The sequence below is a fragment of the Sphingobacterium sp. UBA6317 genome, from assembly GCF_002440385.1.
GTDB classification, from domain to species: Bacteria; Bacteroidota; Bacteroidia; order Sphingobacteriales; family Sphingobacteriaceae; genus Sphingobacterium; species Sphingobacterium multivorum.
The window spans coordinates 120770-132720 of sequence record NZ_DJTD01000035.1 but is presented as its reverse complement, the minus strand read 5'-3'; the positions used below and the strand labels follow the sequence as shown (position 1 = coordinate 132720).

At 38.8% G+C, this 11951-nt stretch carries 12 protein-coding genes; all 12 read right to left on the bottom strand.

All coding sequences use genetic code 11. The annotated features are described in order from the left end of the window. Positions 1–295: 295 nt before the first annotated feature. Positions 296–709: a preprotein translocase subunit SecG gene (gene secG / locus B3E92_RS10995; protein ID WP_070561633.1), complete on the bottom strand. Its 414-nt coding sequence runs from the start codon at positions 707–709 to the stop codon at positions 296–298. Between the two features lie 12 nt (positions 710–721). Continuing rightward, positions 722–1792: a hypothetical protein gene (locus B3E92_RS10990; protein ID WP_070561635.1), complete on the bottom strand. Its 1071-nt coding sequence runs from the start codon at positions 1790–1792 to the stop codon at positions 722–724. 13 nt (positions 1793–1805) lie between these two features. Then, complete coding sequence (locus tag B3E92_RS10985; protein ID WP_070561637.1) at positions 1806–2321, bottom strand: LptE family protein; 516 nt, start codon at positions 2319–2321, stop codon at positions 1806–1808. A 9-nt stretch (positions 2322–2330) separates the two neighbouring features. Beyond that, complete coding sequence (locus tag B3E92_RS10980; protein WP_070561639.1) at positions 2331–3605, bottom strand: sigma-54 interaction domain-containing protein; 1275 nt, start codon at positions 3603–3605, stop codon at positions 2331–2333. A 36-nt stretch (positions 3606–3641) separates the two neighbouring features. After that, positions 3642–5078 (bottom strand): tRNA (N6-isopentenyl adenosine(37)-C2)-methylthiotransferase MiaB, encoded by a 1437-nt coding sequence (gene miaB, locus B3E92_RS10975; protein ID WP_070561641.1) that lies wholly within the window; start codon positions 5076–5078, stop codon positions 3642–3644. Positions 5079–5392: 314 nt separating this feature from the next. After that, positions 5393–6082, bottom strand: coding sequence for an OmpA family protein (locus tag B3E92_RS10970; RefSeq protein ID WP_172462318.1), 690 nt, complete (start codon positions 6080–6082; stop codon positions 5393–5395). Positions 6083–6293: 211 nt separating this feature from the next. Then, positions 6294–7046, bottom strand: coding sequence for a hypothetical protein (locus B3E92_RS10965; RefSeq protein ID WP_070561645.1), 753 nt, complete (start codon positions 7044–7046; stop codon positions 6294–6296). 206 nt (positions 7047–7252) lie between these two features. Beyond that, complete coding sequence (locus B3E92_RS10960; protein WP_070561647.1) at positions 7253–7651, bottom strand: hypothetical protein; 399 nt, start codon at positions 7649–7651, stop codon at positions 7253–7255. Positions 7652–7662: 11 nt separating this feature from the next. After that, on the bottom strand, positions 7663–9072 hold the full coding sequence (gene rlmD, locus B3E92_RS10955) for a 23S rRNA (uracil(1939)-C(5))-methyltransferase RlmD (RefSeq protein WP_070561796.1): 1410 nt from the start codon (positions 9070–9072) through the stop codon (positions 7663–7665). 424 nt (positions 9073–9496) lie between these two features. Further along, on the bottom strand, positions 9497–10072 hold the full coding sequence (locus tag B3E92_RS10950; RefSeq protein ID WP_046674798.1) for a TetR/AcrR family transcriptional regulator: 576 nt from the start codon (positions 10070–10072) through the stop codon (positions 9497–9499). 125 nt (positions 10073–10197) lie between these two features. After that, the gene (pheS, locus tag B3E92_RS10945; protein ID WP_046674797.1) at positions 10198–11238 is read right to left on the bottom strand and encodes a phenylalanine--tRNA ligase subunit alpha; all 1041 of its coding nucleotides are present in this window, start codon (positions 11236–11238) and stop codon (positions 10198–10200) included. Between the two features lie 236 nt (positions 11239–11474). After that, positions 11475–11933, bottom strand: a complete 459-nt coding sequence (locus tag B3E92_RS10940) for a single-stranded DNA-binding protein (protein ID WP_046674796.1) — start codon at positions 11931–11933, stop codon at positions 11475–11477. Between the last annotated feature and the right edge of the window lie 18 nt (positions 11934–11951).

The following is an 11951-nucleotide window of genomic DNA, read 5'->3' as shown; positions in this document are numbered from 1 at the left end:
TTACTTTTTATCTGTTATTGAATTTATTTTAATGTTATAATCGCTATAAACACATCATCTTTTATGCCAATTGTAATTAAGACAGCTTATAAGACAATTTTTCACAGAAAAGTTAATATCTCCATCGACAAAAATTCATTTTGCTGTCACACTGTCATTCCCAGTCTGTCAGTCTTACTTCCGTCGACATACAGACTAATAAATTTATCGCTACATACCTGTCTTAAACAAAATATCGAACATAAAAAAGCCCCGTCTGTACAAACAAACGGGGCTCATCATTTTTTACTGACAACTATTTCTTAGCTTCTTCTGCTGGTTTTGTTGTCGGTGTAGCCGCTGGAGCCTTTTCTTGCGATTGAGCCGGAGCAGCTTGCCCTTGTCCCGCCGGAGCGCCAACAGGTTGTTGTCCAGTACCCAAGTTCAATGGACCTTGTTGTTTAGGCGCTTCGATTTGACCCCCCAATCCACCTTTAGATGTACTTGGAGACGTACCAATAACATTTACACCTAAGCTAAATACCATAATGGCAATAACCATGATCCAGGTACCTTTTTCCAAAAAGTCACCTGTACGTTTTACTCCCATAAGATTCGTTCCACCTGAAAAACCAGATGACAAACCTCCTCCTTTTGGATTTTGGATTAAAACCAAAAACGCTAAAATAATACTAGCTAATATGATTAGACCGATTAATAATCCTTGCATCTCTTTATGTTATTAATTTAATTTCTTTTCTAATTCTGTTATGCGTGCCGCAAAGTAAGCATTTTTTTCTGGATATTTCAAAACTAATTTTTTGTAAACATCTATTGCTTTTGGATATAAGCCCTGTTCCACATAGATCTTTGCAAGTGTTTCGGTAACAAGTGAATGCTGATCTTCCGAACTTTTTCTAGCTTTATTCTCCAAGTCTAACTTTTCTGCTTGCAGGGGCTGAATCATAGGTTCTTCACGAATAAATTTTTCGATTACCTCGTCTGTTTTACGCGGTATTTGAAAAGAGATTGTCGTTTTAACCTCATCACTTAACTTTGCTTCAGGCGATTGTAAATGAAAGATATTTTCCCGGATCTGTTGATCGAGTAGCTGATTATCCAGCTTCTCATGAATTTTAGCAATATCGTCATTCGAGGGCGTCATTGGGCGTAATGGAGATTTTACATAGGGCTGATAGGTATCAGCATATTCTAATCTCGTCTTATGCAACCACCATAAGAAACTGTAGGGCATGGTATCATCATCATAGACCGAAACACGCTCCTGACCATCATCCATTGTATTGGCAACAGCTTCCGCTACAACAGGTGCTACTAATGCAGGTTCCTCTGAATCGACACTATTTTCTTGCTGCTGATCGTTTGACCGAAAATAATCTTTTGCAACCCCGGCTTGAATCAAACGATCCAATTCATCAACCTCAATCTTGGATAAAACTGGTTCAGCTACCGTTTCACGCTCAGCTTCAATTTCGATAGTCCCATCATCGTCGCGAAGTGCTCCATCCACTGGAATTTCATCTGACGGCATGAATACATCAGGCTCTGTCGTTGGTTTACAATGCATAAATTCATACAACCAACTCGGAGAAGATGCATAGAGCAAAGTAGACGATAAATTCTGAACTGAACTATGCTTGCCAAAAACTTTGCGTTCATAGATAAATCGCAGGCTTTGGGCATAAGGGTATTTTTCAATCAATGCTAAAACAACATCTTCCGCCACAGTGTCGGGATGATTGATTGCTTGAAAAAAAAGCTCGTTATTGGATAATGATATATTAAGATTCATCTTGGAAATAGAATTACCAATTAGCAAACGCTTTATTGTATATATCCTCAGTTAGCATTTGAATAATTTCTTTACCCAAGGTCTCTTCTTGTGCACTCTGAAGATTACCTGCAAACTCTTTAAATCGCGTAAAAGGCTGTTCAAAATCATCCTTCGGATTAATTTTATTATGATAACTAACCTTGATTGTAATCGTCAACCTATTCATCGCTGCACGATCTGTCCCAGCTTCAACAGCTGCAGGACTTATCGAATACTCTGTAATAAATCCCTCAAAGGTAGCATCACCGTCTTGATTCACCTGACTCAATCGAGATTGGTTACGGATACGTTCTTTCAGTGCCTCCGTAAAATTCTGACTTAAGGTTGGATAAACCAAAGGAGCTATATTTTCGAAATATTGAATATTAACTGTTTTCATTCCCTCAGGAATGGATCCACCAGTAAATCCATATTTTACCCCACAACTATTCATTACAAACAAAAAGATTGTGGTGAGAAAAGCATATAAAATTTTTCTTGACAACATCTGTAAACCTTAATCTAAATTTAAATCTTTAATTTTTCTGTACAAAGTTCTTTCAGAAATCCCCAACTCTTGCGCAGCAGCTTTACGTTTACCTCGGTGTTTTTTCAGCGCTTTTTTAATCAGATCAGACTCTTTATCAACAAGCGATAAAGATTCCTCAACTTCTTGAGCATCCTGCAGGTATTCATCCTGTGCAACAGGACTTTTTAATACGTTTGTTGTATTTGCTGGAGAATGTATGGTGAGCGTTGGGGTTGTATTATAATTTTCTGGTTCTGCTTTCAATTGTGGTTCAATCTCCTGGTATAACTGATTAATGTAAGGGGAATTTTGATCAAATGTGCTCGAATCGACACCTTTCTGAATTAATTCAACCACCAGTTTTTTCAGATCAACCATATCCTTCTTCATATCAAATAAGACCTTATACAGCAAATCTCTTTCGGAGAAATCCTCTTTTCCACCATTATTTGAAGGAACTACCGCTGGCAAACTCGTTCGGGATTCATTGGGCAGATAATTTTGAAGTGTATAGGCATCGACAACGCGTTCTTTCTCCAAAACTGCAATTTGCTCCGCAACATTTTTCAGTTGACGTACGTTTCCGGGCCAGCTATAGTTGCGCAGCATATTTTGTGCATCTTCTGTCAATTGAACCCCAGGTGTACGGTATTTCTCAGAAAAATCTACAATAAACTTACGAAATAATAAGTTGATATCTTCAGGTCTTTCACGTAATGACGGTACACGCAACGGTACAGTATTCAGACGATAATAAAGATCTTCGCGAAATTTACCTTTTTGTACAGCTTCAAATACATTCACATTTGTCGCAGCAACCACACGTACATTTGTCTTCTGTACCTTGGATGACCCTACCCGTATATACTCACCTGACTCCAATACACGTAATAATCTTGCTTGCGTACCCAAAGGCAACTCACCTACTTCATCCAAAAAGATTGTTCCACCGTCAACGACCTCAAAATATCCCTTTCTGGCTTCATGGGCACCTGTAAAGGAACCCTTTTCGTGACCAAATAACTCAGAGTCAATGGTACCCTCTGGTATAGCTCCACAATTGACCGCAATAAAAGGGCCATGCTTACGTGAGCTTAATTGATGGATAATATGCGAAAAAACCTCTTTACCACTCCCACTTTCACCTTGTATTAGTACGGAGATATCAGTTGGAGCCACTTGTCGTGCAATATCAATAGCACGATTCAACAAAGGCGAATTACCAATAATTCCAAATCTATTCTTTATATCTTGGTTATCCATAAATTTCCAGTTGGAAATAAAACAATCTAAGTTTTCTTAATCAACAATCTTTCCCAATAATGTCGCAGAGGTACATGACTCGATAAGTACATTCACATAATCGCCTTGTTTAAATCGAGGATCAATTGGAAATACCACCAATGCATTTTGATCATTACGGCCACAGAAATCGAACTCAGATCTTTTCGAAAATCCCTCAACAAGCACTTTACAAACTTTGCCAATAAAATGTTGATAACGGTATAAACTATGATCGCGCTGTTTATTGATCACTTCTGTCAAACGACGTTTTTTAACATCTTCAGGAATATCATCTGCGTATCTTTTTGCCGCCAATGTACCTGGTCTTTCTGAATAAGCAAACATATAGGCGAAATCATATTTGACATAATCCATCATAGACAATGTTTCTTGATGCTCCTCTTCTGTTTCAGTACAGAAACCTGTAATAACATCTGTGGAAATAGCACAATCCGGAATAATACGACGGATGGCATCGACACGCTCCATATACCATTCACGGTCATAGGTACGGTTCATTAATTCCAATACTCTAGAGTTCCCTGATTGAACTGGCAAGTGAATATAATTACAGATGTTTTCATGCGAAGCGATTGCATATAAAACTTCATCTGTAATATCTTTTGGATGGGAAGTAGAAAAGCGAATACGTAAAAGCGGGCTGATTTCAGCAACCATTGTAAGCAAGCTAGCAAATGTTATGGTTTCACCCGGTTCCTCCCCTTCAGCTACTGGAGCAGTATATTTATACGAATCCACATTTTGTCCCAACAACGTAACCTCCTTATATCCTGCATTGAAAAGATCTTCGGCTTCCTTCACGATAGATTGTGGATCACGACTACGTTCACGTCCACGTGTAAAAGGAACAACACAAAAAGAACACATATTGTCGCAACCGCGCATAATCGAAATAAAAGCTGTCACACCGTTCGAGTTTAAACGGACAGGATTAATATCGGCATACGTTTCCTCCCGAGATAATAAAACGTTTACAGCTTTAGCTCCATCGTCAACTTTATCAATCAAATTTGGTAGATCGCGATAAGCATCTGGCCCCACCACGACATCCACCAACTTTTCTTCTTCCAAAAATTTCGATTTCAAACGCTCCGCCATACAGCCCAGCACACCAACGATCATTCCGGGATTTTTTGCTTTAGCAGCTTCAAATTCCTTTAGACGATTGCGTACCCGCTGTTCTGCATTTTCGCGGATTGAACAGGTATTAATAAAAACCACATCAGCTTCCTGATAATTCTTGGTTGTTTCAAATCCCTTATCCAACAAAATAGAAGCAACAATCTCACTATCCGAAAAATTCATCTGGCAACCGTAACTTTCAATATACAGTTTGCGTCCATTACTTAAAATCGGATCCTGTTCTAATAATAATGCCTCACCCTGACGAGATTCGTCGTGTTCCTTAGTGGTATGTGTTAAATCTAGCATAGCTCGATATTCAATAGAATATAATTTTTATTATTTTCGATGGAATAACTAATGCAAATACTCATCTTTTGCTGATCTGATTTCAAGCCCTTAGTTATTTCAAAGACTACAAAGTTAGAAATTTAAATCCATATAATGACAGTTTGTCAGACAGAAATATGGTTTATACTTTGTCAAATTTTAGGCGTAAATGGGCCGTATAAAAATTCGGACGGCTGTATTCCACAAAAAAAGCGCTGAATTTATCAGCGCTTTTTCTATGATTCGCAATCAAGTCAAACAGACTCCGAAAAGACCAAAGTCCTGAATCAGATTTATTGACCTGCTTGTTGTTTTGCTTCTTTCTTCATTTGATCACCTGCCACAATCACGATTTCAACACGACGATTTTGAGCACGTCCTGCTTCCGTATCGTTACTTGCAATTGGCTCAGAGAAGTTTCTACCTTCAGTTCTAATACGCGAAGACGCTAAGCCTTTAGATACCGCAAATGCACGTACAGAATTTGCGCGGTCCAAAGACACTTTTTCATTCGCAGCCAACGTACCTACATTATCTGTATGTCCGATAACCAGGATTTCAGTACCTTGTTCTTTGTTCAAGGTTGTTACCAAATTTGCGATATTATCTTTAGCTGACGCTTTTAAATCTGATTTATTGAAATCGAATAAAATACCTGAATCAAACTTAACCACGATTCCTTCCGCAGATTGTGTAACTTCCGCGCCTTCAACAGTTTTAGAAATCTCAGCGGCTTGCTTATCCATTTTTTTACCGATCAATACACCTGCAGCACCACCAATGGCAGCACCAGCCAAAGTACCTATTGCCGTATTACCAGCTTTACCTCCGATCAATGCACCCAATGCACCACCGGCAACACCACCGATTACGCCGCCTTTAGTTGTATTATTTGTATTTTGGATGGTAGAACAACTTCCAAATAACATAGCTGAGGTTGCAACTGTCAAACCTAATACAGCCAATTTTCTATTCATTTTCATATGTATGCTATCTAAGACTTTTAATATTCAAATTAAATACCGTTCTACTAAAATCAAACAAAGTGCCAAAAGATATTTTTATCAACTTTTTTGTTACAAAACACGAAAAAAGGCACTTAAAACTTCCGAAAATGACGTTGATACGCTACAAAATTTTAAATCACCTTTTCCGACCTTACAATCAGCTAACAGTAACAAAAGCAAAATGTTTTTATTTTTCTTGAGTCTTTACTTCAATATCAGGTAAAAGAGCCCCTTTAGGCCTTCCCTTGGCATTAAAGTCGTCCATAGACTGCTGTACGTAATGCATTAGATCGTACTGTCCCCAATGCTCAGCAAGATCAAACGATGGACGATAGCGTATCATAAAAGCATCTAATTCTGTACTATCCAGTTTCGTCAGGTTTTTAACAGCCTCCCGAGAAAAAATACGATCAACTTGCAACTCATCCTTCTCCCTATCCATAAAACGCCCAAAGCGTTTGGCGTTCTTGGCTTCCCGTCCAAAAAGATTATAAAGCGCTGTTGCCGGGCTACCCAGATAGGTCCCGAACTTATTTTTACCCCCATTATAAACGCCCTTTTTAGCGTAATTACTCATGGCATCATTTAATTCGGCCTCCTTTGTTTTTCGTTCAACGATGACAGTCTCCAATCGGATCCCTTCTTGCAACTCCACATAAAACTCGTTCAGGTTGGTCAGCACAGTTTTAACCGGTGAATACCCAACTTTTGTAAAAGACAAGGAATCTCCTACCGATGCATCAATCGTAAAAACACCAAAAGAGTTACTCAACGTAGACCTGTGTGTACGCATATTAAGCACCACAGCATCTCCAATGCGATTACCGTTACCTTTTTGCAGCACCATCCCCGAAACCTTCTGCAACTGTTGCGCAGTAGCACCGAAATAGGTGAATAACAGTAAAAAAAGCCCTAATATATGTATCTGTATTATTTTCATCCTAATATTTCTCTTCAATTACCCCAATTGGTTTCAGTGCGATTGTGATTCTCAACAATTTTATTGGGTCAAACATTCATTTCCGTAAAGAACAGTTTATAATTTATTTCAATTTATTAATTCCCTGTTACACCTAACCTACTTTGCTAAAAGTAGTAATAGTTTGACACTTGTACTGTTAAAAAAGTTTAAATATTCTTTGTTGATCACTTGTATGGATAAAAAACAAAATTAGCGCCTTCAGCAACGACAACAAATAAGCACATATAGTCTTTCGCAGGTTTATAGTTCTGAATAAAAGAAGCCTTACGATCTTCTTGAATAATATCCATTTCTACAAACTCTTCCAATGTAGAGGCATTTATACTCCATTTTGTTTCCAATTCTTTACGATCCAATATCAGTTCACCAACAGAAACTTCATGCTGATGTGCAACAAAAATAGGATAGTCAGAATAACCTTCTTCAACAATCTCCTGCGCTACCTCACGGATTGATTCACTATAAAAATCGAGATCTACCTGCAAACTCTTCAATGGACTTTGCGCTGTAGACGCTGTATTTTCTTCTCTTGCAGATCCTGCAAATAAATCTTCTACTTCCATATGGTATCCTATTACTTCTTTAACTCCAATAAAACGACATTCTCAACGTGTTGCGTATGCGGAAACATATCTACCGGCTTGATCCGCTTCACCTCATATTTTTCGCCTAACAACACCAAATCGCGGGCCTGTGTAGCAGCATTACAACTGACATATACAATACGCGGCGATTCCATTTCTAACAAACGCGCTACAACGTCAGCGTGCATTCCTGCACGTGGTGGATCGGTAATAACCACATCCGGTTTACCGTGTTCGGCGATAAAGGAAGGGGTCAACACATCTTTCATATCACCGGCGTAAAACTTTGTATTCGTGATATCATTGATCGACGAATTCACTTTAGCGTCCTCAATGGCAGTGGGAACATACTCTACACCCACAACTTCTCTTGCCTTCTTAGCGACAAAGTTTGCAATTGTACCTGCTCCTGTATACAAATCATACACCAGCTCATCCCCCTTTAAATTGGCAAAGTCACGTGTGATTTTATACAGCTCATACGCTTGTGCAGAGTTTGTTTGATAGAACGACTTAGGCCCCACTTTGTAACGCAAGCCCTCCATCTCCTCATAGATAAAGTCACGACCTGCATATACATGAATATCCTGGTCGAAGATTGTATCATTGCGTTTCTGGTTTACGATATATAACAAGGAAGCGACTTGAGGAAACTTTTCTTTAACAAATTCCATCAACAACTCAACCTGTCCTTCTTCAGGATATGCAAACACAACGATCACCATCATCTCCCCGGTAGACGAGATACGGATAATCAAATTGCGCAATACACCGGTGTGTTCACGCAGATCGTAGAACGTCATACCTTGACTAAGCGCAAAATCACGAATGCTGTTGCGAACTTCATTTGACGGATCTTCTTGCAAAAAACAATGATCAATATCTAAAATCTTATCAAAACGCCCTGGCACGTGAAAACCTAGCGCATTCATTTCCAATTGGGACGCATCTTCATCAACTGAAGTCAACCATTTTTTGTTGGAAAATGTATATTCTAATTTATTTCTATAGTATTCCGTTTGCGCAGAGCCCAAGATACTTTCCATCGCTGAAGTATCCACTTTCCCAATACGCGATAGGGCATTATCGACAGATTGTTGCTTGAATTTTAATTGAGCATCATAGGTCATATGCTGCCATTTACATCCACCACACACACCGAAATGTTCACAAAACGGATCTACGCGATAAGATGAAGCCTCTTTTAAACTGGTTACCCGAGCTTCCGCAAAATTCTTTTTCTTGCGCATAAGCTCCACGTCAACAACATCACCGGGAACAGCTTTTTCTACAAACAAAACCAAATCTTCGGTTTTTCCAACACCTCTACCCTCTTCGGCAATATCAATGATGGCAATATCTTTCAAGAACTTTTTCTCTTGCGGAATTCTTCTACTCATAGGGTGCAAAAATACAAATTTATACCGATTTTTCATCTGCATAAATGATTTATAGCCATTGATTATCACTGGCATAAACGAGTACCTGACGGGTATGATAAGTTTCAAGCGAATAAAATACGGGGATCAGATTCGGACATTGTTCGTACCTTATTCGGATGCGATACAGATTGTGTACCAATACTGACCAGATTCTGACCTGACTCTGAACAGGAATTATCTGTTCCGAGTCAGGTCAATAATAGTTGCAAGAGTGTTCATCTCCGAAGGTGGTACGAACACAATACGAATACAACCCGGCAACAGCATGAACGTTGCAGAGCATCATAAAAAAGTGAGCATGCAAAAAAGATAAGATGTAAACCTTTTTCAGCAATGGACATAACGTCGCGAATTAGAAAGGGATGCGCGCGTTATAACAACTTTACTGAACTGTTGCCTGAACAAGATAAGGAAGGATTTCTTTCTGAAACGAAATAAAGTTTTTCCGCACATCGGCATCTGAGACAGCCGTAAAAGCAAAAGAAAACACAATACTTTTACTGGACTTGATCAAAAAGGTTAGCTTCTCTTCGCTAATCGCTTCATTTATCTTTTCATTCTGAATGAATGTACTTAAGAGCAGAAACTCCAAATCTTCAGACAGCGTTTTTAAATATTCTTGGGCGTTTGCAGATTCCCGGATAAATTCCCAGCCGATCAATTCATTGCAAGCCGTATAGGTCAGTCGGCTTACCCGCAATATTGTTGAAGCCAAAAACGAAGCCATATCATCTTCATATTTGGTTGTTTTCAAAATATCCTGCAGACTCGCACGAAGATAATCCATGAGAATGGCATGCAGGATCATTTCTTTACTATCAAAATACTTGTACACTGTCGCCTTCGCAATCTTAGCTTTTTTTGCCAATGTGTTCACACTGGTTTTATGATAGCCATTTTGACGAAAGAGCTCACGTGCTGTTCTTTTTATGGATTCAATAATATAATCTGGTTCCATATACGTTAGATCGTACGAATGTTGAAAGTCATCTACAAAGCCTAAAGACCAAAAAGCATCACATTGTTCTCTTGCCTAGTTATCGTAGAGAATAATGTGATGCCACAATCTTTACAATGAATAATTTATATTAATTCAGTCTCAAATTGAGACAAGAAACGTGTGTCATTTTCTGAGAAAAGACGTAAGTCTTTAATCACATATTTAAGGTTTGTGATACGTTCTATTCCCATACCAAAAGCAAAACCAGAATACTTTTTACTATCGATACCACAGTTATCAAGCACGTTAGGATCGACCATACCGCAACCTAAAATTTCTACCCAGCCAGAGTACTTACACAAGTTACACCCTGCCCCCTTGCAGATTGTACAGGAGATATCCATTTCGGCCGAAGGTTCAGTGAAAGGAAAATAGGACGGACGGAAACGCACTTTGGTACCTTCACCATACATCTCTTGAACAAAATGATATAACGTTTGTTTCAAATCGGCAAAAGAAACATTTTCGTCTACATATAAACCTTCTACCTGATGAAAGAAACAGTGCGCACGGGCTGATATAGCTTCATTTCTATAAACACGTCCAGGCATTATCGCACGAAATGGCGGTTTACCGGCTTCCATTAAACGCACCTGAACCGAAGAGGTGTGCGTTCTCAATGTAATGTCATTACCTTCTTGTTTTTTGATAAAGAAAGTATCTTGCATATCACGCGCAGGATGTTCCGGCGGAAAATTTAGTGCGGAGAAATTATGCCAATCATCTTCAATTTCCGGTCCTTCTGATACAATAAAGCCTAATTTCTTGAAAATTTCAACAATTTCTTTACGAACTAAAGAGATGGGATGTCTAGACCCCAGCTGAAAACCTTGACCAGGCAATGTTAAATCACCCGCTAGTTCCTGGGATTTTTGCTTCTCACCAGACCCGAACTTTTCTTGTGCTTCTTTGAATGTATTTTCTGCTAACTGCTTAAATTCATTCAACACTTTTCCCAAAGTACGCTTCTCTTCAGGCGTAACTGTTTTGAATTCATCAAAAAGATTTTTCACAATCCCTTTGGAAACCAAAAACTTCAATCTGAAATTTTCTACATCGGCTGAAGAAGCTGGCGCAAATGCCTTAATCTCTTCAGTATACTGCGTAATTCTATCTTGCAACATAATTAGAGCAAACATAGCCAAAATTTCCACCAAAAAGAAATTTTGAACTTCGACCGGGCATTAAAAACATCACAACAGAAACAGCATGCTCGCTTGGGAGAAAGGAATCAGATTATACGGCTAAAACGCTGATAAAACAAAAGAGCGGGCTTAGTTGCCTGCTCTTTTGTTTTATCGATGATTTTACAATAGTTATTATACATGTAAAGTTTTTACATAATCTCAAATTCTTCAGCTTAAAATGGTAATGGATTATCCTCCTGATCATTCTCCGTAAAATCGACCTCCACTTCCTTATCTTCGACTTTTTGCGCCTGCGTGTTTGCTGTATTACCAGCACTTACACCAGCATTCGGTTCAAAATCCGATTTACGACCTAAAAGCGTGAAGGTTTCAGCGACAACCTCTGTAGCATATCGTCTAATACCCTCCTTATCCTCATAAGTACGCGTCCGCAGTCGACCTTCAATATAAACTAACTTCCCCTTTGTTAGATATTTTACAGCCACGTCAGCCAGACCTCGCCACATTACAATATTGTGCCATTCGGTTTGTTCTACTCTTTTCCCGTCTTTGTTATACGTTTCTGATGTTGCCAATGGAAAACTGGCAACAGAGACATTACCTTCTAAATAGCGAATTTCGGGATCTTTTCCAAGATGTCCCACTAAAATGACTTTGTTAACTCCTGACATAATTTAAAAGCATAAATG

Coding starts and splice junctions, on each gene's coding strand:
- secG (WP_070561633.1), bottom strand. CDS start 709: ATGCAAGGATTATTAATCGGTCTAATCATATTAGCTAGTATTATTTTA.
- B3E92_RS10980 (WP_070561639.1), bottom strand. CDS start 3,605: ATGGATAACCAAGATATAAAGAATAGATTTGGAATTATTGGTAATTCG.
- B3E92_RS10940 (WP_046674796.1), bottom strand. CDS start 11,933: ATGTCAGGAGTTAACAAAGTCATTTTAGTGGGACATCTTGGAAAAGAT.
- miaB (WP_070561641.1), bottom strand. CDS start 5,078: ATGCTAGATTTAACACATACCACTAAGGAACACGACGAATCTCGTCAG.
- rlmD (WP_070561796.1), bottom strand. CDS start 9,072: ATGAGTAGAAGAATTCCGCAAGAGAAAAAGTTCTTGAAAGATATTGCC.
- B3E92_RS10950 (WP_046674798.1), bottom strand. CDS start 10,072: ATGGAACCAGATTATATTATTGAATCCATAAAAAGAACAGCACGTGAG.
- B3E92_RS10965 (WP_070561645.1), bottom strand. CDS start 7,046: ATGAAAATAATACAGATACATATATTAGGGCTTTTTTTACTGTTATTC.
- pheS (WP_046674797.1), bottom strand. CDS start 11,238: ATGTTGCAAGATAGAATTACGCAGTATACTGAAGAGATTAAGGCATTT.
- B3E92_RS10960 (WP_070561647.1), bottom strand. CDS start 7,651: ATGGAAGTAGAAGATTTATTTGCAGGATCTGCAAGAGAAGAAAATACA.
- B3E92_RS10970 (WP_172462318.1), bottom strand. CDS start 6,082: ATGAAAATGAATAGAAAATTGGCTGTATTAGGTTTGACAGTTGCAACC.
- B3E92_RS10985 (WP_070561637.1), bottom strand. CDS start 2,321: ATGTTGTCAAGAAAAATTTTATATGCTTTTCTCACCACAATCTTTTTG.
- B3E92_RS10990 (WP_070561635.1), bottom strand. CDS start 1,792: ATGAATCTTAATATATCATTATCCAATAACGAGCTTTTTTTTCAAGCA.